Source organism: Pseudoxanthomonas sp. YR558 (genome assembly GCF_900116385.1).
Classification (GTDB): domain Bacteria; phylum Pseudomonadota; class Gammaproteobacteria; order Xanthomonadales; family Xanthomonadaceae; genus Pseudoxanthomonas_A.
The window spans coordinates 514233-538365 of sequence record NZ_FPCI01000002.1 but is presented as its reverse complement, the minus strand read 5'-3'; the positions used below and the strand labels follow the sequence as shown (position 1 = coordinate 538365).

The 24133-nt window shown below is 68.4% G+C and carries 20 protein-coding genes; 8 read left to right on the top strand and 12 right to left on the bottom strand.

Annotated features, from left to right (window positions below):
- From BM365_RS14080 to cysD, 7 genes are all read right to left on the bottom strand, one after another.
- Positions 1-867: a TrmH family RNA methyltransferase gene (locus tag BM365_RS14080; RefSeq protein WP_093490152.1), complete on the bottom strand. Its 867-nt coding sequence runs from the start codon at positions 865-867 to the stop codon at positions 1-3.
- A gap of 1 nt (position 868) precedes the next feature.
- Complete coding sequence (locus BM365_RS14075; protein ID WP_093490151.1) at positions 869-2368, bottom strand: alanine/glycine:cation symporter family protein; 1500 nt, start codon at positions 2366-2368, stop codon at positions 869-871.
- 117 nt (positions 2369-2485) lie between these two features.
- Positions 2486-3037 carry a GNAT family N-acetyltransferase gene (locus tag BM365_RS14070; RefSeq protein ID WP_093490150.1) on the bottom strand — a complete coding sequence of 184 codons (552 nt, stop codon included), beginning with the start codon at positions 3035-3037 and terminating at the stop codon, positions 2486-2488.
- Entirely contained in the window at positions 3030-6164 is a 3135-nt protein-coding gene (locus tag BM365_RS14065) for an efflux RND transporter permease subunit (RefSeq protein WP_093490149.1), read from the bottom strand. Before BM365_RS14065 ends, BM365_RS14070 begins: the two co-directional genes overlap by 8 nt.
- A gap of 5 nt (positions 6165-6169) precedes the next feature.
- Positions 6170-7267, bottom strand: coding sequence for an efflux RND transporter periplasmic adaptor subunit (locus BM365_RS14060; RefSeq protein ID WP_093490148.1), 1098 nt, complete (start codon positions 7265-7267; stop codon positions 6170-6172).
- Positions 7268-7418: 151 nt separating this feature from the next.
- Positions 7419-9308 carry a sulfate adenylyltransferase subunit CysN gene (gene cysN, locus BM365_RS14055; RefSeq protein WP_093490147.1) on the bottom strand — a complete coding sequence of 630 codons (1890 nt, stop codon included), beginning with the start codon at positions 9306-9308 and terminating at the stop codon, positions 7419-7421.
- Complete coding sequence (gene cysD, locus BM365_RS14050; protein ID WP_093490146.1) at positions 9308-10219, bottom strand: sulfate adenylyltransferase subunit CysD; 912 nt, start codon at positions 10217-10219, stop codon at positions 9308-9310. The genes cysN and cysD overlap by 1 nt, the downstream gene beginning before the upstream one ends.
- Positions 10220-10421: 202 nt before the next feature.
- On the opposite strand from cysD, the gene BM365_RS14045 reads away from it, so the two are divergent.
- From BM365_RS14045 to BM365_RS14020, 6 genes are all read left to right on the top strand, one after another.
- On the top strand, positions 10422-12287 hold the full coding sequence (locus BM365_RS14045; protein ID WP_093490145.1) for an assimilatory sulfite reductase (NADPH) flavoprotein subunit: 1866 nt from the start codon (positions 10422-10424) through the stop codon (positions 12285-12287).
- 85 nt (positions 12288-12372) lie between these two features.
- On the top strand, positions 12373-14091 hold the full coding sequence (gene cysI, locus BM365_RS14040; protein WP_093490144.1) for an assimilatory sulfite reductase (NADPH) hemoprotein subunit: 1719 nt from the start codon (positions 12373-12375) through the stop codon (positions 14089-14091).
- Positions 14088-14801 carry a phosphoadenylyl-sulfate reductase gene (locus BM365_RS14035; protein WP_093490143.1) on the top strand — a complete coding sequence of 238 codons (714 nt, stop codon included), beginning with the start codon at positions 14088-14090 and terminating at the stop codon, positions 14799-14801. The genes cysI and BM365_RS14035 overlap by 4 nt, the downstream gene beginning before the upstream one ends.
- A 140-nt stretch (positions 14802-14941) precedes the next feature.
- A complete protein-coding gene (locus BM365_RS14030) occupies positions 14942-16204 on the top strand; it encodes a sensor histidine kinase (RefSeq protein ID WP_093490803.1) in 1263 nt (420 codons plus the stop codon).
- A complete protein-coding gene (locus BM365_RS14025; protein ID WP_093490142.1) occupies positions 16201-16971 on the top strand; it encodes a LytR/AlgR family response regulator transcription factor in 771 nt (256 codons plus the stop codon). The genes BM365_RS14030 and BM365_RS14025 overlap by 4 nt, the downstream gene beginning before the upstream one ends.
- Positions 16972-17081: 110 nt before the next feature.
- Positions 17082-17441: a hypothetical protein gene (locus BM365_RS14020; RefSeq protein ID WP_175502095.1), complete on the top strand. Its 360-nt coding sequence runs from the start codon at positions 17082-17084 to the stop codon at positions 17439-17441.
- A gap of 10 nt (positions 17442-17451) precedes the next feature.
- Here BM365_RS14020 and BM365_RS14015 read toward each other — a convergent pair whose 3' ends face one another.
- Both BM365_RS14015 and BM365_RS14010 read right to left on the bottom strand, forming a co-directional pair.
- Entirely contained in the window at positions 17452-17796 is a 345-nt protein-coding gene (locus tag BM365_RS14015) for a hypothetical protein (RefSeq protein ID WP_093490141.1), read from the bottom strand.
- Between the two features lie 83 nt (positions 17797-17879).
- Positions 17880-18863 (bottom strand): LysR family transcriptional regulator, encoded by a 984-nt coding sequence (locus tag BM365_RS14010; RefSeq protein ID WP_056877977.1) that lies wholly within the window; start codon positions 18861-18863, stop codon positions 17880-17882.
- Positions 18864-19029: 166 nt separating this feature from the next.
- Between BM365_RS14010 and cysG the strand changes: the two genes are divergently transcribed.
- Together cysG and cysK are read left to right on the top strand one after the other, a co-directional pair.
- Complete coding sequence (gene cysG / locus BM365_RS14005) at positions 19030-20490, top strand: siroheme synthase CysG (RefSeq protein WP_233210875.1); 1461 nt, start codon at positions 19030-19032, stop codon at positions 20488-20490.
- A gap of 21 nt (positions 20491-20511) precedes the next feature.
- Positions 20512-21486 (top strand): cysteine synthase A, encoded by a 975-nt coding sequence (gene cysK / locus BM365_RS14000; RefSeq protein WP_093490140.1) that lies wholly within the window; start codon positions 20512-20514, stop codon positions 21484-21486.
- Positions 21487-21492: 6 nt separating this feature from the next.
- Here the strand turns inward: cysK and BM365_RS13995 are convergent, their stop codons facing one another.
- The 3 genes from BM365_RS13995 to BM365_RS13985 all read right to left on the bottom strand — a co-directional run bounded on the left by BM365_RS13995 (position 21493) and on the right by BM365_RS13985 (position 24123).
- The gene (locus tag BM365_RS13995; RefSeq protein ID WP_139227438.1) at positions 21493-21957 is read right to left on the bottom strand and encodes a DUF6265 family protein; all 465 of its coding nucleotides are present in this window, start codon (positions 21955-21957) and stop codon (positions 21493-21495) included.
- A 221-nt stretch (positions 21958-22178) separates the two neighbouring features.
- Complete coding sequence (locus BM365_RS13990; protein ID WP_093490138.1) at positions 22179-22565, bottom strand: SMU1112c/YaeR family gloxylase I-like metalloprotein; 387 nt, start codon at positions 22563-22565, stop codon at positions 22179-22181.
- 1 nt (position 22566) lies between these two features.
- Entirely contained in the window at positions 22567-24123 is a 1557-nt protein-coding gene (locus tag BM365_RS13985; RefSeq protein ID WP_093490137.1) for a DHA2 family efflux MFS transporter permease subunit, read from the bottom strand.
- Between the last annotated feature and the right edge of the window lie 10 nt (positions 24124-24133).

The window sequence follows — 24133 nt, the reverse complement described above, 5'->3', positions numbered from 1 at the left end:
TCAGCGGGCGCGCTGCGCCCACTGCGCCAGGAACACCGCCGTGGCAGCGGCCACGTTGAGGCTCTCGACGGCGCCGCTGCCGGGGATCGACAGGCGCATATCACAGGCATCGGCGAGGCGTGCATCCATGCCCTCGCCCTCCGCGCCCATCACGTAGACGAGGCGCTGCGGCAGTTTGGCGGCGAACAGGTCGTCGCCACCGCGCACGACGGTGGCGGCGAGCGAAAAGCCTGCATTGCGCAGCTGGGCGGCGGCGTTGTCCGCCTGTCCCATGCGTACCAGCGGCACCTGCTCGGCGCCGCCCTCGGCCACGCGTGCCGCCGCGCCGGAGATCGCCAGCGTCGAATCACGCGGCAGCAGGATGCCGGCAACGCCGAAGTGCGCGGCCGAGCGCAGGATCGCGCCGAAGTTGTGCGGGTTGCCCACCCCGTCGAGCCACAACGCGGCGACGGGCTTGCCTTCGGGCAATGCGCGCAGCCAGTCCGACATCGGCAGCGGCTCGACCTTGCGCACGTCGGCCACGATGCCTTCGTGGTGTGTACTGGCCGCGAGCCGGTCGAGATCGCCTTCTTCCACCACGCGGTAGCCGACGCGCTGCTTCACGCACCACGCCAGCAACGGCTTCAAGGCCTGGATGCGCGACTCGGTCAGGTAGACCTTGCGGATCGCGTCCGCGCGCCTCGCAAAGACCGCCTGCACGGCATTGAGGCCGTACAGGCGGAGTTCGTCGCGCGCGCTGCCCGCGGGGCGCTCTTCGCGCGGCGCGGGCGCTTGCGGCGGCCGCGGCGCCGCATCGCGCGGCGGCCGCCGCCGATCGGGCGGATTGCCCGGTGGACGCGGCGGCCGGCTGTTCCAGGGATTGCTCACGTCAGGCCTTCGTCTTCCAGAAATCGGCGTTGCGGATGCCCAACGCATCCGGATCGAACGTCGGGTCCAGGCCCAGCTTCTTCTGCCGCTCGTAGTCGCGCAGCGCGATCAGCGCCGGCTTCTGCAGGATCAGGATCGCGATGACGTTCAACCACGCCATCAGACCCACGCCGATGTCGCCCAGGGTCCAGGCCATCGCGGCGTTGTGGTACGCGCCGAAGATCACCATGCCCACGATGCCCACGCGCAGCAACAACGTCGCCAGCGGGTGGGTCTTCTTCGTGCCGGCCAGGTAGGTCAGGTTGGTTTCGGCCATGTAGTAATAGGCCATGATGGTGGTGAAGGCGAAGAAGAACAGCGCCAGCGCCACGAAGCCCGCGCCCCAGCCCGGCAACACCGATTCCACCGCCGCCTGGGTGAACATCGCGCCTTCGGACGGCTGCACGCCCGGCACGCCGGAGAAGATCTCCACCAGCGTTTCCTTGCCGTTCTCGGTAACGCTCTTGAACGTGTTGTACATACCGGTGGACAGCACCAGGAACGCGGTCGACGTGCACACCAGCATAGTGTCGAAGTAGATCGCGAATGCCTGCACGTAACCCTGCTTGGCGGGGTGCGAGACCTCGGCGGCCGCGGCGGCGTGCGGGCCGGTGCCCTGGCCGGCTTCGTTGGCGTAGATGCCGCGCTTGACGCCCCAGATGATGGCCTGGCCGATGATCGCGCCGAACGCCGCATGCGCGCCGAACGCGCTGGAGAAGATGTCGGCGAACATCGTCGGCACCTTGTCGGCGTTGACGATCATCACGATGACCGCCATCAGGATGAAGCCCAGCGCCATGAACGGCACCACGACCTCGGCGAACGTGGCGATGCGCTTGATGCCACCGAAAATGATGACGGCCAACAGCGCGGCCACGCCCAGGCCGATCCACAGCTTCATGCTGCCCATGCCCCCGACGGCTTCACAGCCGCCGGTACCGCACAGCACGTTGCTGGCGCTGTCGGCAATGGCATTCGCCTGCACGCCCGGCAGCAGGAAGCCCGCCGCCACCACCGTGGCCAGCGCGAACGTCACCGCGTACCACTTCAGGCCCATCGCCTTCTCGATGTAGTAGGCCGGGCCGCCGCGGTAGCGGCCTTCGCCGTCTTTCTCCTTGTAGATCTGCGCCAGGGTGCACTCGATGTACGAGGTGGACGCGCCCAGGAAGCCCATCACCCACATCCAGAACACCGCACCGGGGCCGCCGTAGGCGATCGCGGTGGCGACGCCGGCGATGTTGCCGATACCCATGCGGCCGGCCATCGAAATGGCCAGGGCCTGGAAGGAGGACACGCCCGCTTCGGATTTCTGCCCGGTGACGGTCAGCCGGCACATCTCGGCGAAGCCGCGGACCTGCATCACGCGGGTGCGGAGGGTGAACCACAGGCCGGCACCCAGGCACAGCGCGATCAGCGCGTTGCTCCAGATGATGCCGTTCAACCAGTTGAAAAAGGCTTCCACGGGGATGCGTCTCCGTCGTTCGTGCGTGCGCTGGGATACGGGAAGGCGGCGCAGGGCGCCGCCGGGTTCCTGCAAGATAACCGCAACACGCGCCGCTGCGCAGTCCCCGCCGGCGTTTCAGCCCGGCCAGACCCGCCCGAACAGCCTCAGGTCGTGCAGTCCGTCCGCCTTCCGGATCGCGGCCCGTCGGCAGCCTTCTTCGGCGAAGCCGTTCTTTTCCAGCACCCGCGCGGAGCCCGGGTTGGTATCCAGTACGTTGGCCTCGATCCGGCGCAGTGCCAGTGCAGGTACCACCCATTCCACGTACGTGGCGACCACGCGGGTCATGTGGCCCTGGCCCCAGTGCGCGCGTCCGAGCCAGTAGCCCAGTTCCGCGGCATGGCCCCGCTCGCCCGCGTGCGGGCGCACGGCGATACCGCCGCAGGCTTCGCCATCGATCTCGATCGCGAACACCGGATGCCGGAAATCCACCACATGTCCGGCCAGGAAAGCCTCGCCGTCAGCGCGGGTGTATGGATGAGGGAAACGCTCGCTCAGGCCATGCGGCACCTGCGGATCGTCAGCGTGGCGCAGCAGGGCATCGAGATCGTCCTGCCGCCACGCGCGCAGCAGGAACCCGTCGCCCGCGATGCGCACGTCCGCATGCGGGCGCGCGCCGGCGTCAGCCATGGCCGCCAACGGAGGGCGTCTCGGCTTCCAGCTTGCTCAGCTCGTGCGCCACCGCTTCGGGCGAACGCGTGAACGGCGCGAGCAACGCGTAGAACGCCGGCACCACGTACAGCGACAGCAGCGTGGAGAAGGTCACGCCGAAGATCACCACGATGCCGATGGTGGCGCGACTGGCCGAACCCGGGCCGCCGGCGAGCACCAGCGGCACCGCGCCCACGACCGTGGCTACGGACGTCATCAGGATCGGGCGCAGGCGCACGCGTGCGGATTCGGCGATGGCCTGCGCCACGCTGGCGCCATCGTCGCGCAGCTGGTTGGCGAATTCCACGATCAGGATGCCGTTCTTCGCCGCCAGGCCGATCAGCATCACGATGCCGATCTGGCTGAAGAGGTTCAGCGTGCCGCCCGTCACCCACAAGCCAATCAACGCGCCCAGCACCGCCAGCGGCACCGTCAGCATGATGACCAGCGGGTGGACGAAGCTCTCGAACTGCGCAGCCAGCACCAGGTAGACGATCAGCAGCGCCAGCGTGAACGTCAGCAGGATCGCGCCGCCTGCTTCCTGGTATTCGCGCGACTCGCCCTTCCAGTCGATCTGCGCGTAATCCGGCAGCTCTTCCGATACAGCTTGCCGTGTCCATTCCAGCGCCTCGCCCATCGTGTAGCCCGGCGCGAGGCCGGCGCTGATGGTGATGGCGCGCAGGCGGTTGAAGCGGTTGAACGTGCCCGGCTCGGCGATCTCGGTAAGCGTCACCAGGTTAGACAGCGGAATCAATGCACCATCGCTGCCACGCACGTAGGTCTGCGCCAGGTCTTCGGTGTTGGCGCGCTTCTCACGGCCGGCCTGCAGCATGACGTCGTATTCCTCGCCGTTGTCCACGTACGTGGTCACCTGGCGCGAACCCATCATCGTTTCCAGCGTGCGGCCGATCTCCTGCACCGACACGCCCAAGTCGGCGGCGCGGTCGCGATCGATGTTCACGCGCATCTGCGGGCGCGTTTCCTTGTAGTCCGAATCCGGATCCTGGATGCCCGGGTTGGATTCCATCCGCTGCAGAATGCGGTCGCGCCACTGCGCCAGTTCGGCGTAGTCGGGGCCGCCCAGCACCAGCTGGTAGCGCTGGCCGCGGCTGCCGACCAGGCCGCCGGCCACGTTGGCGCGCGCCTGCACGCCGGGCAGCTTGGAGAGTTCGGCGCGCAGGCCGTTGACCACGTCATCGGTGGTGGCCTTGCGCTCGTGCCAGTCCTGCAGGAACACAATCACCTGGCCGGTATGCATGTCGTCGCTGCCGCCGAAGCCGCGCGGCACGCGCGAATTGGCGCGCTCGATCGGCTTGTCGCCGCCGACCTGCCCCATCACGATGCGCTCCACCTGCTGCATCTGGTTGACCATGTAGTCGAAGCCGGCCCCTTCCGGTCCGTCCACCATCACGAAGAAGCGGCCACGGTCCTCTGCGGGCGCCAGCTCGCTGGGCACGCGCAGGCCGAGCACGACGATCGCCACGCCACAGAGCGCCATCGCAAGCAGCACCAACCCGAGGATGCGCTTGCCGCTCAGCGACACCAGCCGTTCGACGTGATGGCCGTAGCCGGTGCTGACGCGGTTGAGCGTGCGGTTGGTCCAGGCATTCAATCCGCGTGGCTCGGTGTGCGGCTTCACCAGCTTGGACGACATCATCGGCGTCAGCGTCAGCGCGACGAAGGCGGAAATCGCCACCGCCGCCGCCAGCGCGACCGACAGTTCGCGGAACAGGCGACCGGTGTTGCCTTCCATGAAGCCCACTGGCAGGAACACCGCCACCAGCACCGCCGTGGTCGCGATCACCGCGAACGCGACCTGCGTGGTGCCGCGGCGTGCCGCGACCAGCGCCGGTTCGCCCAGGTCGGCGCGACGCTGCACGTTCTCCAGCACCACGATGGCGTCGTCCACCACCAGGCCGATGCACAGCACCAGCGCGAGCAGGGTCAGCAGGTTGATCGAGAAGCCGAACGCATACAGCGCGATAAACGCCGAGATGAGGCACACCGGCACCGTCACCGCGGGGATCAGCGCGGCGCGCAGGCTGCCGAGGAACAGCCAGATCACCAGGAACACCAGCACCATCGCCTCGCCTAGCGTCCAGTACACGCGCTCGATGGAAGCTTCGATGAAGGTGGTGCTGTCGAACGCGACGAAAATGTCCGTGCCTTCCGGCAGCGTCTGCTGGATCACCTCGGCCTCGGCGCGCGCCGCGCGGGCCACGTCCAGCGCGTTCGCGGTCGAGGTGCGCACGATGCCCAGGCCGACGTTCGGCACGGCGTTGCTGCGCAGGTAGGAGCGGCGCTCTTCCGCGCCCAGTTCCACCTGCGCCACATCGCCCAGGCGCACCACATAGCCGTCCGCGCCCTTGCGCAGCGGCAGCTGCGCGAACTGTTCGGGGCGCTGGTAGCCGCGCTCGACGCGCAGGGTGAAGTCGCGCGTCTGCGATTCGATGCGGCCGGCCGGCAGTTCGACGTTCTGCGCACGCAGCGCGGTCTCCACATCGCTGGTGGTCACGCCGCGCGCGGCCATCGCCTCGCGGTCCAGCCAGATGCGCATCGCATAGCGCTGGCCGCCGCCCAGCTGCACGCGGGCCACGCCATCGAGCGCGGACAGCCGGTCCAGCACGTAGCGGTCGGCGTAGTCGGTCAGCTCCATCGTGTCCATCACGGTGGAGCGCATGTTCAACCAGATGATGACGTCGGCGTCGGCCTCGACTTTCGAGATCTGTGGCGGATCAGCTTCTTCCGGCAGGCGGTTCATCACCCGGCTGACGCGGTCGCGCACGTCGTTCGCCGCGGCCTCGATGTCGCGGCTGAGGTTGAATTCGATGGTGACGTCGGCGCGCCCGTTGCGGCTGCTCGACTGGATGGTCTTGATGCCCTCGATGCCGGACAGGCCGTCCTCGAGGATCTGGGTGATGCGCGTCTCGACCACCGCGGCCGACGCGCCGGGGTAGTTGACTTCCACCGATACGATCGGCGGATCGATGTTGGGCAGTTCGCGCAGGGTCAGGCGCAGGAAGGACATCACGCCCAGCACGACCAGCAGCAGGCTGACCACCACCGCGAAGACGGGGCGCTTGATCGACAGATCGGAGAGCTTCATGGCGCTCAGCCCTTGCCGTCGGCGGCGGGCGCGTCCTGCTTCGGCGGCGCGGCCGGCGCGGCATCCGCCACCTTCACGCCGGGGCGCAGCTTGCCGGTGCCGTCGATGACGATGCGGTCGCCCGCGGCCACGCCTTTCAGGATTTCCACCTGCCCGTCACGGCGCACGCCGGCGGTGACCGGTGCCTGCTCGACACTGCCGTCGGCCTTCACGCGGTACACGAAGGAGTCGCGCCCCACCTGCACCACCGCGATCTCCGGGATCACCAGCGCCTGCCGCTCGGGACGGAACAGGCGCACGTCGAGCAGCATGCCGGGGCGCAGCTTGCGGTCGTCGTTGGGGAACACGGCGCGCACGGTCACCGCGCGCGTGGTGGGATCGATCCGCGCATCGACGGTCTCGACCTTGCCTTCGAACGTCTCGCCCGGGAACGCGGTCGCGCCCGCGGTGACGGCATTGCCCACACCGACCGTGGCCAGCGCGGCTTCCGGCACCTGGAAGTCGACGTACATGCGCGAGACATCGTCCAGCGTCGCGATGGTGCTGTTGGCGGTGATCAGCGAACCGGGGCTGACCTGGCGGATACCCAACACGCCGGCGAACGGCGCGCGCACGCTGCGGTCGCCGATGTCGGCGCGCGCCTGGCGCACGCGGGCGGCGGCAGCGTCGCGCAAAGCGAGCTGCGTATCCAGCTGCGAGCGTGCGATCAGTTGCTGGTCGGCCAATTCCTTCTGCCGGCGGTACAGGCGGTCGGCTTCCGCATAGGTCGCCTCGGCCTGGACCAGGGCGGCGTGCGCAGCGTCGCCTTTCAGGGTGACCAGCGTCTGGCCCGCGGAAACCTGCTGGCCGCTTTCGAAATGCACGTCCTGGACGATCTCGCTGACCTTGGCGGTCAGCGTCACCGACTCACGCGCCTTGGCCGTGCCGAGGGCCTGCAGCGTGTCGTTCCATGCCGAAAGCTGGACCACGCGGGTGGTGACCGGAATGGGGCGCTCGGCCGCGTTGCCGTTCGCCTTCGCCTGCGGCTCCGAGCCGCCGCACGCGGCGAGCAGCAGGAGCGGCAGGACGGCCGCAAGGCGGAGGGTTCCGGATCGGCTGAGCATGGATCATCCCGTAATCTTCGTTATCCACGCAGTTTAGCGAGCCCGCGTGACATACGCTGCCGTCGATGCGGCGATTCGTGCCTGAAACGCGCCGAAGGGCGCGCGGTGCACACAGCCGACCATGACCAATGACCCTTGTGGCGACCGCCCGTCAGTCGAGTCCGAGATGGGCCAGCACCTGCAGGGCCAGCGCCTCCGGATCGGCGCCCCCCGCATCCAGGTGCAGATCGGGATGTTCCGGCGCCTCGTACGGCGAATCGATGCCGGTGAAGTTGGGGATCAGCCCGGCGCGCGCCTTCTTGTACAACCCCTTCACGTCGCGCGACTCGGCCACCGACAGCGGCACGTCGACGAAGACCTCGACGAACTCGCCGTCGTCGAAGCGCTCGCGTGCCATCCGGCGCTCGGCGCGGAACGGCGAGATGAAGCTGACCAGCACGATCAGGCCCGCATCGGTCATCAGCTTCGCCACCTCGGCGACGCGGCGGATGTTCTCCACGCGGTCCTCGTCGGTGAATCCGAGGTCGCGGTTCAGGCCGTGGCGCACGTTGTCGCCGTCCAGCAGGAAGCTGTGGTAACCCAGCGCATGCAGGCGCTTGTCCACCAGGTTGGCGATGGTCGACTTGCCCGCGCCGGACAGGCCGGTGAACCAGAGCACCTTCGGCGTTTGGCCTTTCTGGCGCGCACGCGCGGCCTTGTCCACGTCGACGTGCTGCCAGTGCACGTTGCCGGCGCGGCGCAGGGCGAAGTCCAGGGTGCCGGCACCGGCCGTCGCATTGTCGTAGCGGTCGATTAGGATGAAGCCACCGAGTGCGCGGTTGCGCGCATAGGCCTCGAAGGCGATCGGTTCGTCGAGGCTGAGGTTGCAGTAGCCTACCTCGTTGAGCTCCAGCCGCTTCGCGGCCAGGTGCTCCTGGGTGTTCACGTCGATGCGGTGCTTGATCTCGGTGACCGTGGCCGACACGGTGCGCGCGCCGATCTTCAGCAGGTAGGGCCGGCCCGGCAGCAGCGGCGCATCCGACATCCACAGCAGGTGGGCGGCGAACTGGTCCGCCACTTCGGGCGGATCGCCGGCGGCGGCGATCACGTCGCCGCGGCTGATGTCGATCTCCTCGGCCAGGGTCAGCGTGACGGCCTGCCCGGCCGATGCCGACGTGACCTCGCCGTTGGCGTCCAGCACTTGGGCGACGCGTGTGCGGCGCGACGATGGCAGCACCACTACCTCGTCGCCGGACTTCACCTGCCCCGCGGCGATCGTGCCGGCATAGCCGCGGAAGTTCTGGTGCGGGCGATTTACCCACTGCACCGGCAGGCGAAGGCCGTCGCCGCTTTCCTGCGCCTCCACCTGCACCTGCTCCAGGTGCTCCAGCAGTGCGGGCCCGGCGTACCAGGGCGTGCGCGCCGAGCGCGACGACAGGTTGTCGCCTTCCAGCGCCGACAGCGGGATGCAGGTGACCTCGGCAATGCCCAGGCGCTGCGCCAGCGCGCGGTAGTCGGCGACGATGCCCGTGAACACAGCCTCGTCGAACCCCACCAGGTCCATCTTGTTCACCGCCAGCACCACGTGCCGGATGCCGAGCAGCGAGACGATGTAACTGTGCCGATGGGTCTGAGTCAGCAGGCCCTTGCGCGCATCCACCAGCACCACGGCCAGGTCCGCGGTGGACGCGCCGGTGGCCATGTTGCGGGTGTACTGCTCGTGGCCCGGGCAGTCGGCGACGATGAACTTGCGCTGGTCGGTGTCGAAGTAGCGGTAGGCCACGTCGATGGTGATGCCCTGCTCGCGCTCGGCGGCCAGGCCGTCCAGCAGCAACGCGTAGTCGATGCGCTCGCCCTGGGTGCCGTGCTTGCGGCTGTCCTTCTCCAGTGCAGCCAATTGGTCGTCGAACAGCCGCTTGCTGTCGTACAGCAGGCGGCCGATCAGGGTGCTCTTGCCATCGTCCACGCTGCCGCAGGTGATGAAGCGCAGCAGCGGCTTGGCTTCGTGCTGCTTGAGGTAGCTGCCGATATCGGTGGGCATGTTGCCGGAAAGCTCGCTCATCAGAAATAGCCCTCCAGCTTCTTCTTCTCCATCGACGCACCCGGGTCGTGGTCGATCACCCGACCCTGGCGCTCGGAGCTGGTGGTGACGAGCATCTCGGCGATGATCTTCTCCAGCGAGTCGGCCTCGGACTCGATCGCGCCGGTCAACGGATAGCAGCCCAGCGTGCGGAAGCGCACGCGACGCTGCTGCGGCACTTCGCCCTCGCGCATCGGCAAGCGGTCGTCGTCGACCATCAGCAGCGCGCCGTCGCGTTCGACGACGGGCCGCTCGGCGGCGAAGTACAGCGGGACCACCGGGATGTTCTCGCGGTAGATGTAGAGCCAGATATCCAGCTCGGTCCAGTTCGACAGCGGGAACACGCGCACGCTCTCACCGGTGTTGATGCGGGCGTTGTAGAGGTTCCACAGCTCCGGACGCTGGTTCTTCGGATCCCAGCGATGCTTGTCGTTGCGGAACGAGAACACGCGCTCCTTGGCGCGCGATTTCTCCTCGTCGCGGCGGGCACCGCCGATGGCTGCATCGAAGCGGTAGTGGTCCAGCGCCTGTTTCAGGCCCTGGGTCTTCATCACGTCAGTGTGGACGGTGGCACCGTGGGTGATCGGGCCGATGTCGCGGGCGATGCCATCCGGATTGATATGCACGCGCAGGTCCACGCCGGTCTCGGCGGCGCGCCGGTCGCGGAAGGCGATCATCTCGCGGAACTTCCAGCGCGTGTCCACGTGCAGCAGCGGGATCGGCGGCCCGGCCGGGGCAAACGCCTTCAGCAGCAGGTGCAGCAGCACCGAACTGTCCTTGCCCACCGAATACAGCAGCACCGGATTGCGGAACTCGGCAGCGACCTCCCTGAGGATGTGGATGCTTTCCGCTTCCAGGCGGTCGAGATGGGACAGGCGGTGTACGGCGGTCATCGAGAGGCGCGGCAGGGCTAGAATCCGGACGCGCTAGCCTAGCAGGGCTTCGCTTGATGGCCGGGAGGGCCGCCAGTATTCGGCCGCGGGCTCATGCCGACGAAATAAGCGGGGGACATAAGCCCATAACCATGCGTCCTTTCTGCCCGCGGGAACGGGTTCCTAACATCGACCGTCCCAGTCGCGCCCGTGGGCCCTGCCGATGTCCGCCACCCAGCCTGTCCTCGCCCCCATCCCCCTCGCGGAGGAACGGCGGGCGCTGCTGGCCCAGGCGGTGTCCGGCCTGGATGGCGCGAGCCTGTGGTGGATCTCCGGCTATGCCGCTGGATTGGCGCAGGCCCAGCTGGCGCCGCAGGCCTCGCCCGCCGCGTTGCCGAAAGCGATCGCCCCGGCCGCCGGTGCGCAGGCCGCGCAGCGCCTGACCATCGTCTACGGCAGCCAGACCGGCAACGCACGCCGTGCCGCCGAGGCGCTGTCCCAACAAGCCGAAGCCGCCGGACTGTCGGTCCGCCTGTTGCGCGCAGACGCCTACCCGCAGCGCGAACTGGCCAGCGAGCGCCTGCTCTATATCGTCATCAGCACCCAGGGCGAAGGCGACCCGCCGGACGACAGCATCGGCCTGGTCGAATTCCTGCGCGGCAAGCGCGCGCCCAAGCTGCCGGAACTGAAGTACGCCGTGCTCGGCCTGGGCGATTCCAGCTATGCCGACTTCTGCGGCATCGCGTCGCGGCTGGATGCACGCCTGGCCGAACTCGGCGGCAGCCGGCTGTTCGCTGCGGGCCTGGCCGACCTCGACATCGACACCGTCGCCACGCCATGGCGCGAACAGGCCCTGGCCCACGCCCGCGACCTGCTGAAAGCACCGGCGGCGGCCACAACCCCGTTGGCGACCGTCACCCCGCTGCGCCCGGGTCACGCCGCCGCGTGGTCGCACGAGCACCCGTTCCCGGCCGAGCTGCTGCTCAACCAGCGCATCAGCGGCCGCGACTTCAAGGGGCCGCGCTTCGGCCAACACGGCGCTGCCGACAAGGATGTGCGCCACATCGAGCTGTCGCTGGAAGGCAGCGGCCTGCAGTACGAGCCCGGCGATGCGCTGGGCATCCGCCATCGCAATCCTGCCGCGCTCGTCGATGCGGTGCTCGATGCGCTGCACCTGGACGGCAACGCCGCGGTCAGCGAAGGTAGCGACACCCTGCCGCTGCGCGAGTGGCTGGCCGCGCGCCGCGAACTGACCCGGCTGTCGCGCCCGTTCCTGGCCACGCATGCGGCGCATGCGCAGGCGGAGGAACTCAACGCGCTGCTCGCACCCGCACAGAACGCCGCGCTGGCGCAGTTGTCCAACACGCACCAGCTGATCGACGTGCTGCGCCGCTGGCCCGCCGGCTGGAGCGCGCAGGAGCTGGTCGCCGCGCTGCGCCCGCTCGCGCCACGCCTGTACTCGATCGCCTCCAGCCGCAAGCGCGTCGGCGAGGAAGCGCACCTGACCGTCGACGTGCTGGGTTACGAAGCGTTCGGCCACGCGCATGGTGGCGCGGCCAGCGGTTTCTTGGCGGCGCTGGACGAAGGCGACCAGGTGCCGGTGTACATCGAGGCCAACGAGCGCTTCCGCGTGCCGGCCGACGGCAGCCGCGACATCCTGATGATCGGTCCGGGTACTGGCGTGGCGCCGTTCCGCGGCTTCGTGCAGGAGCGTGCGGAGACCGGCGCGCGCGGCCGCAACTGGCTGTTCTTCGGCGCCCCGCACTTCAACCACGGCTTCTTCTACCAGAGCGAGTGGCAGGACGCGCTGCGCAGCGGCGAACTGCACCGCCTGGACCTGGCGTTCTCGCGCGACCAGGCGCGCAAGATCTACGTACAGGACCGCCTGCGCGAGCGCGGCCGCGAGGTTTACGACTGGCTGCAGAACGGCGCGCACCTGTACGTCTGCGGCGCCATAGGCATGGGCAAGGACGTGCACGCCGCCTTGCACGCGATCGTCGTCGAGCACGGCGGGCTGGACGAGGATTCGGCGCGCGAGTACCTGGTGAATCTGCAGACGGAGGGGCGCTACGGGCGCGACGTGTACTGACGACCCCGCTGTTGTAGGAGCGACGTAAGTCGCGACCTGCAACCTTCCGGTCGCGACTTACGTCGCTCCTACAGTGAAACAGCCGATGAGCAACCATTCCGTCGAAGACATCAAATCCGAGAGCCACCGCCTCCGCGGCAGTCTGCTCGACAGCCTGGCCGACCCGGTCACCGGTGCACTGCGCGAATCGGACCAGACCCTGATCAAGTACCACGGCAGCTACCAGCAGGACGACCGCGACCTGCGCGACGAGCGTCGCCGGCAGAAGCTGGAGCCGGCCTACCAGTTCATGATCCGCACGCGCACGTCCGGCGGCGTGGTCACGCCGGAGCAATGGCTGAAGCTGGACGCGATCGCCACGCAGTACGCTAACCACTCGCTGCGCATCACCACGCGGCAGGCGTTCCAGTACCACGGCGTCATCAAGCGCGAACTCAAGGCCACCATGCAGGCCATCAACGCCGCGCTGATCGACACGCTGGCCGCCTGCGGCGACGTCAACCGCAACGTGCTTGTCGCGGCCAATCCGCTGGAATCGCGCGCGCATGCCGAGGTGCAGGCGTGGGCAGCGAAGCTGTCGGAACATCTGCTGCCGAACACCCGCGCCTATTACGAGATCTGGCTGGACGAGGAACGCGTGGCCGGCAGCGGCGAGGAAGAGGAGCCCATCTACGGCGCCACCTACCTGCCGCGCAAGTTCAAGATCGGCTTCGCGGTGCCGCCGGTCAACGACGTGGACGTGTTCGCCAACGACCTCGGCTTCATCGCCATCCTCGAGGACGGCGTGCTGGCCGGCTTCAACCTGGTGATCGGCGGCGGCATGGGCGCGACCCATGGCGATGCGGAGACCTATCCGCGCGTCGGCAACGTAGTCGGTTTCATCACACCCGACCAGTTGCTTGAGGTCGCCACGGCCGTCGTCACCACCCAGCGCGACCTCGGCAACCGCGAGCTGCGCAAGCGCGCGCGCTTCAAGTACACCATCGACGACCACGGCCTGGACAAGGTGGTCGGCGAGATCGAACGCCGGAGCGGCGTGGTCCTGCAGCCCGTGCGCGCCTTTCGTTTCGACCACAACGGCGATCGCTACGGCTGGGTGGAAGGCGAGGACGGGCGCTGGCACCTGACCCTGCACCTGTTCGCCGGCCGCATCGCCGACACCGCGCAGGCCACCCACCTGACCGGCCTGCGCGAGATCGCCAACGTGCTTCGTGGCGGCGCTGTCGAACAGCATTTCCGGATGACGCCGAACCAGAATCTGGTCATCGCCGGCGTGCCCGCGGGCGAGCGCGAACGCATCGACGCGCTGGTGAAGACGCACGGGCTGGATGCCGGCGAGCGCCTGGGCACGGCGTTGCAGCGCGCGGCGGTCGCCTGCGTGTCGCTGCCGACCTGCGGCCTGGCGATGGCGGAGGCCGAGCGCTACCTGCCCGACTTCACCGACCGCCTGCAGCCGCTGCTGGAAAAGCACGGCCTGCGCGATGCGCCGATCCTGCTGCGCATCTCCGGCTGCCCGAACGGCTGCTCGCGCCCCTACCTCGCCGAGATCGCCCTCGTCGGCAAGGCACCTGGCCGCTACAACCTGATGCTCGGCGGCGACGCGCGCGGCCAGCGCCTCAACACGCTGTACCGCGAGAACATCGACGAAGCCGCGATCCTCGACACCCTCGACGGCCTGTTCGCGCGTTATGCCGGCGAACGCGCCGACGGCGAAGGCTTCGGCGACTTCCTCCACCGCAGCGGCCTGGTCGCCCTGCCGTCGTACCCCACCCACCGACAAATCGCACTGGAACTGCACGCATGAGCGCCCCCGCCCTTTCCCTGGACACCGACCAGATCGCCGAGCACAACGCCTGGCTGGAAACGCAGACGGCCGAGCAGCGTGTCGCCTGGGCGCTCAAGCACGGCCCGGCGGAAGCGGCGATGTCCTCGAGCTTCGGCGCGCAGGCCGCGGTGCTGCTGCACATGGTGTCGCAGCAGAAGCCGGACGTGCCGGTGATCCTGATCGACACCGGCTACCTGTTCCCGGAGACCTACCGCTTCGCCGACGAACTGGTCGAGCGCCTGAAGCTCAACCTGCAGGTGTTCCGCCCGCTGGTCAGCCGCGCCTGGATGGAGGCCCGCCATGGCCGCCTGTGGGAACAGGGCCTGGTCGGCATCGAGCAGTACAACAGCCTGCGCAAGGTGGAACCGATGAAGCGCGCGCTGAAGGACCTGGGCGTGGGCACCTGGTTCACCGGCCTGCGCCGCACGCAGTCCACCAGCCGTGCGAACGCGCCGGTACTGCAGCAGCGCGAGGCCCGCTGGAAGATCAACCCCATCGTCGACTGGACCGACCGCGACGTCTGGCAGTACATGAAGCAGCACGACCTGCCTTACCACCCGCTGTGGGAACAGGGCTATGTCTCGATCGGCGACTTCCACACCACGCGCCGCTGGGAACCCGGCATGCGCGAGGAAGACACCCGCTTCAACGGCCTGAAGCGCGAGTGCGGCATCCACGTCGAGGTCTGATGGCGACCCCGGTGGCCTGACGCATTCGCGCCGGACCAGCCCCGTTTCATCGCCGGATCGCCGGGTCCGTCGCGGCCCCCCTTCCCTCTGCGGATGACCCCGTTATCCTCCACGGCACTCCCCAAGCCGTGGTGTCCGACGTGTTCCCCAGCCTGCTCCTGATCATCCGCATCCTCATCGCCTGGTCCGGCGCGATCCTGATGGCGGGCCTGGTGTGGAACGGCATCTTCGAACAGACGTTCCTGTCCGGCGGCGCGAGCTGGCTGTTCAACCTGGCAGCGACGCTGGTGATGATCTCGGTGCTGATCGGCACGATCAGCCACCTGCGCCGCATCTGGCTGATCACCGGGCGCCTGGACAGCGTCGCGCTGTCGAGCCGCCAGCGCCGGCAGATCGAAGTGCCGCTGGACACCGCCGCGGCCTTCGCCCTGATCGAAGGCGCGCTGCGCGAACTGCCGCGCGCGGAAGAGATGGAAAGCGCTCCGGACAGCCTGCAGGCGCGGATCAAGGTACGCCGCGTGGACAGCTTCGACGGCCCCAGCCAGCCTTCGCGCTTCAACATCATGGCGCGCTTCGCGGTGAAGCGCGACCTGGTGCAGGCGACGGTCACGCCGGGCAACGGCACCAGCAGCATCACCCTGATGGTGGGCCCGGATGCCAGCGCGTGGCTCGACCTGTTCGTGCTCGACGATGGCGTCAACGTGGAGAACGCCGAAGCCGTCACCCGTGCCATCACCCGCCGCGTCGCCGACCAGCGCCGGCAGGAACAGGCCGATGTCGTGAAGACCGTCAGCGAGAAGGAACTGACCGTGGCGCGCCTGAACCTGCTCAACGCGCAGGTGGAACCGCACTTCCTCTACAACACGCTGGCCAGTGCGCAGGTGCTGACCCGCACTGATCCCCCGCGCGCCGACATCATGCTCGGCCATCTGATCCAGTACCTGCGCAGTTCGCTGCCGCGCACCGACGACACATTGTCCACGTTGGGCGAGGAACTCGAGCGCACTCTGGCCTACCTGGAAATCCTGAAGATCCGCATGGGCTCGCGCCTGAACCTGCAGGTGGAAGTGCCCGATGCGCTGAAGTCGGTGCCCATGCCCTCGATGATGCTGCAGACGCTGGTCGAGAACGCCATCAAGCATGGCTTGGAACCCAAGACCGGCGGCGGCACGATCTGGATCCTCGCCCGCAAGCACGACGATCACGCCACGCTCACCGTCGCCGACGACGGCCAGGGCTTCGGCGGCCAGAGCGCCGGCACCGGCATCGGCCTGAAGAACCTGCGCGAACGCCTGCGCCTGACCTTCGGCAACGACGCCTCTTTCGCCATCGTGTCCAACTTTCCCAGTGGCGTCGCCGCCACGCTGACGCTGCCGCTCGACGGCAAGGCAGGTGCCGCATGAATTTCCGGGGCGTGATCGCCGAAGACGAGGAGCTGCTGCGCACCGCGCTGTCCTCACTGTTGAAAGAGGCGTGGCCGCAGTTGGAGATCGTGGCCGAATGCGAGGACGGCGCAAGCGCGCTGGAATCGATCGCCGAGCTGCAGCCGGACGTGGCCTTCCTCGATATCCGCATGCCCGGCCTGACCGGCATCGAAGTCGCACGCGGCCTGGCCGATGCCAGCCCGCGCACTCAAGTCGTGTTCGTCACCGCCTACGACCAGTACGCGGTCGATGCGTTCGAACAGGGTGCCATCGACTACCTGCTGAAGCCGATCACGCGGGACCGCCTGCTGGCCACCGTGCAGCGCATCCAGGCGCGCGCGGCGGCCGGACATCCCGACGGCGCGACGCTGGACGCCTTGCTGCGTCACCTGTCGGCGCGCGAGATGCCGTCGTCCAAGCCGCCGCTGGTGTGGATCACGGCCAGCGCAGGCAAGGACACCAAGCTGATCATGGTGGACGACGTGGCCTACTTCCAGGCCGACAACAAGTACACCACGGTGATGACGGCCGAAGGCGAATCGCTGTTGCGCACGCCGCTGCGCGAATTGCTCGATTCGCTGGACGCCACCACCTTCAAGCAGATCCACCGCTCCACCATCGTCAACATGAAGGCCGTGGCCTCGGTCAGCCGCGACGACACCGGTCGCGGCCGGCTGAAGCTGAAGAACCGACCGGAAACGCTGACCGTCAGCCAGCCCTTCATGAGCCTGTTCCGCAACATGTAGCGCCGACGTAAACCCTGCCGCCTTGTGCGGCATCCAACGTGGCATCGCCGGCATGGCGCTCACGCGCCGTGGTGGGCATGCCCTTGCCGAATGGAAACCGAGGAATCGCCATGCGCATCATCACGTCCCTGATGTCCTGCCTGCTGGCTCTGGCAGGATGCAACGAGAAGCCCAGCGTCACCACGATCCACCACAGCAGTGAGAATGGCGTGGACACGCTCTTCAGCAAGACCACGCTGCGCGATGGTGTGGCGAGGTTCGAGTGCTTCGCCAGCGAGAGCGGGCAATGCCACTATCGCGTCTACACCGAACAGTGCCCCGCGCCAGCGCCCGGCGAGAATCCCGCGGCGTGCGCACGTACGTCGCTCGAGGATTTCACCCTGGCGCCCGGCAAGACGCATGAGATCCGTGGCCTGCCGGCGGGCTATCGCGAATGCGTCGGTGCGCTGGCGGACGCCGGCTGCGGATGACGCACCGGCGTCATCCGCCGCAGTGCGCGCCTTCCATCGACTTGCCGCCGCAGGCGAGGCACTTGCGGTACTTCTGCCGCTGCCGGTCGTAGCGCACGCGCGACATCATGCCGCCGCAGGCGCAACGCAACTCCCGGCCGCGCGCCCAGCGGTAGAGCCGCCAGGTGGAATGCAGCGCCCAGGCCGTGCCCAGCAGGATCGCGAGCAGGAACGCGAGCGAGGCCAATCGCTGCGGCGTAATCTCGCCCAGCGTGCGCCCGGTGCGAGTGACGGCTTCGGCGGTGGCGAATCCGCCCACGGCGATCACCGCCGCCGGCACGTACATGCGCACGACCATCTTGGAAATACGGTTCATGGGGATGCCGACACATGCCCGGGAAGATGCCGCCAGCGTCGCCCGGACGCCGGCCTCCGTCAATCACGGCAACGGGTGATCGCTCAGCTGGTGATGGTCTGGGTCAGCGCCTGCCACGTGGGCGGTTCGGGCCAGTCCGGATCCTGATTGCCGTCGATCACCCGGCGCAGGTCGCGGCGATCGATCTGCGGCGCCAACGCACGCACCAGATCGAGTGCGTAATCGCGCAGCACGCGTTCGCGCGGCAGCACGGCCCACGCGATGCATTCCTTCACTTCCGCCGGCGCCGGCCACGCGCGCAGGTCGGTGTCCGCAGCGCTGACCGCCATCTCCGCCAGCAGGCCCACGCCCAATCCGGCACGGACATAGGTCTTGATCAGATCGGCATCGAGCGCGGTGAGCGCGATGTTGGGTTCCAGTCCGACCTTGGCGAAGGCGCGCTGCAATGAAGAGCCAGGACGCGTCGAGGATTCGTAGCTGATCAACGGTTGCTCGGCGAGGTCGGCCATGGCGGGCACGCCGCCTGCCTGTTCCAGCGCATGCCCGCGCGGCACCAGCACCAGGCGGCGCCAGCGGTACAGCGGCACCGCGATGCCGGCCTGCGGCTGGTCGCCGGCGGTGCTGACCACGGCCATGTCGGCATCGCCCTGGGTCAGCAGGTCGAGCGCGGTGCTTTCCGGCGCCTGCTGCAGGTGGACGCTGACCTGCGGGTAGTCGCGCTTGATCTGGGCGATGGCCGGCGGCAGCACGAAGCGCGCCTGCGTATGCGTGGTCACCAGCACCAGCTGGCCCTGGCTCTCGCGGCGCTGGTTGGCGGCGTAGGTGCGGATGTTGTTGGCCTCGGCCAGCACCAGGCGCGACCGCTCGATCACTTCCTGGCCGGCCGGCGTCACGCTCTCCAGGCTGCGGCCCTTGCGGACGAACAGCAAGAAGCCGAGCTCGTCCTCCAGCTGCTTGAGCTGCTTGGACAGGCCGGGCTGGGTGGCATGCACGCGCGCCGCCGCCAGCGTGATGTTCAGGTCGGCATCGGCGATCGCCACCAGGTAGCGGAGTTGGGTCAGCGTCATCGGCGTGGGGCGCGGAGAGGCCCACCGGAGGGGGCCTTGGACTGTAGAGGATTTCCCCGGACCGTAGCCGGCAGCGCTTATAACCGCAAGACATATGGTGTTGTTGGGATGTCATTTCCGGCGGCTATGACCGGGCAGTACGGTCAACAATCCACCCTTGCCCGCCCTGCCCGTGAGCGCTCCGCTGTTTCCCCTGTTCGCCGACCTGCAAGGCCGCCAGGTACTGGTCGTGGGCGGCGGCGCCGTCGCAGAACGCAAGACCGACGCGCTGCTCCGCACCGGGGCGCAGGTGCGGGTGGTCGCACCCGCGCTGACGGCCGCACTGGCCGGGTGGCACGCAGCAGGCCGGATCGCGTGGCGGGAAGCGGTGTTCGAACCCTCGCAGCTCGATGACGCCTGGCTGGTGGTCGCCGCCACCGGCGACCGGGTCGTCAACCGCGCCGTCGCCACTGCCGCCGAAGCGCGCCGGCTGTTGGCCAACGTGGTCGACGACGCGACGCTGTCCAGCTTCCAGGTGCCCGCCGTCGTGGAGCGCGGGCCGCTCCAGGTCGCCATTTCCAGCGGTGGCGGCGCGCCGATGCTGGCGCGGCACCTGCGCCGCCAGTTGGAAACGTTGTTGGATGATTCGTGGGCCTCGCTCGCCGCGTTGTTCACGCGCCAGCGCCATCGCATCCGCCAACGCTTCCCGCGTACGGCCGACCGGCGGCGGTTCTTCGAGAAAGTGCTGGCGGGTCCGTTGCCGCGCCTGTTCCGCCAACACCTGCACGCGCAGGCGGAACAGCAGTTCCTCGCCATGCTCGACGAAACCGCGGCGCAAACGTGCGGCGGAACCGTTGCGGTGGTGGGCGCGGGCCCCGGCGATGCCGGCCTGCTGACGCTCAACGCGCTGCGCGCGATGAACGAGGCAGACGTCATCCTGCACGACCGCCTGGTCAGCGAAGACGTGCTGCGCCTCGGCCGCCGCGACGCGACCTACCTCGAAGTCGGCAAGTCGGCGAACGGCCACAGCACGCGCCAGGACGATATCCACGCACTGATGCTGGAGCATGCGCGTGCGGGCAAGCGCGTGGTGCGCTTGAAGGGCGGCGATCCGTTCGTATTCGGACGCGGCGGCGAAGAGCTGGAATTCCTGCGCGCGCACGGCATTCCCTACGAGGTCGTGCCCGGCATCACCGCCGCCGTCGCGTGCGCGGCGTATGCGGGCATCCCGCTCACGCATCGCGACCATGCGCAGGCCGTGCGACTGGTCACCGCCCACTGCAAGGATTCGCTGGACACGCTCGACTGGGCCGCGCTGGCGCAGGAGCGGCAGACGCTGGCCGTCTACATGGGCGTGGCCGGACTGGAGGGCCTGCGCGACCGCCTGCTGGCGCACGGTCGCGCGCCGTCCACGCCGTTCGCCATCGTGGAGAACGGCTCCCGCCGCGAGCAACGCGTGCTGAACGGTACGCTGGCCGATCTGCCGGAAACCGCGCGTTCTCATCAGGTGCGCTCGCCCGCCCTGCTGATCCTGGGCGAAGTGGCCGCGCTGGCCGGCACGCTGCACTGGTTTGGGCAGCCACCGATCGGCATGGCCCACCCCACACATTCCCGCAACCTTCCGGCGCCCACACTGCAGGCCGCCTGACCGTTCCCACCTGGAGATTCCATGGCCATCTACGACAGCATCCTGGACACCGTCGGTCGCACCCCGGTCGTCAAACTGCACCGCATCGCGCCGGAGCACGTCACCCTCTACGCGAAGGTGGAGTCGTTCAATCCCGGCGGCTCGGTGAAGGACCGCCTGGCGCTGGCGATCATCCTCGACGCCGAAGCCAAGGGCCTGCTGAAGCCCGGCGACACCATCATCGAAGCGACCTCCGGCAACACCGGCGTGGCGCTGGCGATGGTGGCCGCCGCGCGCGGCTACAAGTTCGTCGCCACGATGGTGGAGACGTTCTCGATCGAACGCCGCAAGCTGATGCGCGCCTACGGCGCCAAGGTGATCCTGACGCCGGCCGCCGAGCGCGGCAGCGGCATGGTGCGGCGCGCTGAGGAACTGGCGAAGAAGCACGGCTGGTTCCTCGCCCGCCAGTTCGCCAATCCGGCCAATCCGGCCTATCACCGCCAGACCACGGCGGCGGAAATCCTGCGCGATTTCGCCGGCCGTCGACTGGACCATTTCGTCACCGGCTGGGGCACGGGCGGCACGCTGACCGGCGTGGGCGAAGTGCTCAAGGTCGCGCGCCCTGAAGTGCGCATCACCGCCTCCGAACCGGCAGGCGCTTCGCTGCTGCTCGGCAAGGAATGGCAGCCACACAAGATCCAGGGCTGGACGCCGGACTTCGTGCCGGAGGTGCTCAACCGCGAGGTCGCCGACGAGATCCTGCCGGTCACCGACGTGGAGGCGATCGCGACCTCGCGCCGCCTCGCCGCCGAGGAAGGCATCTTCGTCGGCATCTCCGCCGGCGCCACCGTGGCGGCCGCGCTGCAGGTCGCGCAGAAGGCCAAGCCGGGCGACGTGCTGCTGGCGGTGCTCCCGGATACCGGCGAGCGCTACTTCTCCACACCGCTGTTCGAAGGCGTCAACGAAGGCTCCGACGACGAATGGCTGGCCTCGCTGGGCGACGCGGCGCTGCCGTAATCGGTGTCAGGACGACGGCGGCGCGACGCAATCGCGCCGCCACGTCCATTCCATCGCCTTGCCGTCGTCGCGCCCGTCATCGACGCGCGCATGCAGCGTATCGGCGTCCGGCCGCGAGTAGATCACGCGCTTCGGGAAGTCATGCGCGGGATTGGCGAACACGACGCGATCCGCTTCCACCCGCTCCGCCGGAAATGCGGTGACGGCGCTGCCGTCGGGCTGCGCGAGGAATACCCAGCGCCCGTCCTGCTGCGCGATGCGCATGAACTCGAAGCCGATCGCTTTGCCGTCACGCGTATCGCGATGCATGCCGACCAGCAGCCCGCCGCGCGGCGCCATCCAGGCTTCTTCGCTGAAGGTTTTTCCACTCGCGCCGCACCAGTGGCCCGTTAGCCAGTCCAGTTCCTGCGCGCCGGCCTGCGTTGATGCCAGCGCCAGCAATCCCGCCATCAGCTGTTGTGAAGATCGCATGGCGCCCTCTCGTGAGCGAACGGCCCGCACATTAGCAGCCTCCCTGGGCGCTGGCGAGCTCGCGCCTTCTGTAGGAGCGACGTCAGTCGCGACCGCAGACCGTGACGATAATGAAGCGCGATCGAGCGCTGCACTCAAAGATCATCGATCTTCTTTCGAATACCTGCGGGTCCGGATTTCTGGTCGCGACTCACGTCGCTCCTACAGACAAGCAACGGCGGCTAGCCTTCGTACAGCTCCAGCGGTAGGTCATCCGGATCGGCGAAGAAGGTGAAACGGCGACCCGTGTACTCGTCCACGCGAATCGCCTCGCTATCCACGCCGTGCGCGTGAAGATGGGCGACGGCGGCATCGAGGTCGGCGACGCGCAGGGCAAGATGGCGCAGGCCGCAGGCTTCCGGTCGCGACACGCGCGGCGGCGGCGAGGGGAACGAGAACAACTCGACCTGCGTGCCATCGGGCAGCGCCAGGTCGAGCTTCCACGAATCGCGTTCGGCCCGGTAGTGCTCGGCGACGACGCGCAGACCGAGCACCTCGGTGTAGAAGCGCTTCGACCGCGCGTAGTCGGACGCGATGATCGCGACGTGGTGCAGGCCCTGCAGGTCCATCTCAGTGCGCCGCGGCGGCATCCGCGCCGCCACCGCCGCCGGAGGGCGCCTTGCCGCCGCGCATCAGCAGCACCAGCGGCATCGACACCAGCGTCAACAGCATCATCAGCTTGAAGTCGTTGAGATAGCCAATGGCCGCGGCCTGCCGGTTGACCTCGGCATTGAGCAGGGCCAAGCCGGTGGCCGTGGACGGATTCATCGCTGCAGGCAGCAGCGTGGTTTCCGCACCGAACGCCGGAATGCGCGCACCGATCTCCGCGTGGTTCACCTGCATCGCGCGCGACAGCATGGTCATCACCACCGAGATGCCGACCGACGAACCGATGTTGCGGACCAGGCTGAAAAGGCCGGCGGCTTCGGTGCGCTGGTGCGGCTCCAGCGTGGCGTAAGCCACCGTCGAGATCGGCACGAACACTAGGCCCAGGCCCATGCCCTGGACGACGCCGAGCCAGACGATGGAGTGCATGGACGCGTTCGGCCCGAATTGGGTCATGCCGTGCAGCGAGGCCACCATCAGGCCCATGCCGACCAGGATCGGCCAGCGCGCATCGATGCGGCCCAACAGGCGGCCGACGATCATCATGCTGAACATCGTGCCTACGCCACGCGGCGCCAGCACCAGGCCGATGGTCAGGACCGGATAGTTCATCAGCGTGCTGAGGTACGGCGGCAGCAGCGCCAGCGTCGCGAACAGCACGATGCCGACGACGAAAATCAGCGCGCAGCCGACCGCGAAGTTGGCGTTCTTCAACAGGCCCAGGTCGAGCAACGCGTGGTCGCGCTTGCGCCACCACCACAGGCCGTAGGTATAGAGCGCGAGGAAGGCGATCGCGGCTTCGATCTGGATCTCGACGCTGCCGAACCAGTCCTCGCTCTGCCCGCGGTCCAGAAACAGCTGCAACGCACCGATGCCCAGCGCCAGCAGCGCGAGCCCGATGCCGTCCAGCGGCCGCTCGTGCGGCACGTCCTTCTTGACGCTGGCCATGATGCCGACCAACGCGAGGATGCCGATCGGCAGGTTGATCAGGAACACCCAGTGCCAGCTGTAGTTCTGGGTCAGGAAACCGCCGAGCGGCGGGCCGAGGATCGGACCCACCATGATGCCCATGCCCCACATCGCCATCGCGGCGCCGTGCTTCTCCTTCGGGAAGGCATCCAGCAGCAGCGACTGCGAGATCGGCACGAGCGAAGCGCCGAACACGCCCTGCAATACACGGAACAGCACCATTTCGCCGATGCCGCTGGCGATGCCGCACAGCAGCGAGGCGACGGTGAAACCACTGACCGCGATGATCAGCAGGCGGCGACGGCCGAGGCGGCCGGCCAGCCAACCGGTGACCGGCGTCAGGATCGCGGCGGCGACGATGTAGCTGGTCAGCACCCACGACACCTGGTCCTGGGTGGCCGACAGCGAGCCCTGCATGTCCGGCAGCGCGACGTTGGCGATGGTGGTGTCCAACGCCTGCATCAGCGTGGCCAGCATCACCGAGCCGACCAGCAGCGTGCGCTTGCCGGTGTCGTCCTGCGCGGGTGCAGCGGGAACGGCGGTTGTGCTCATGGGAAATTCC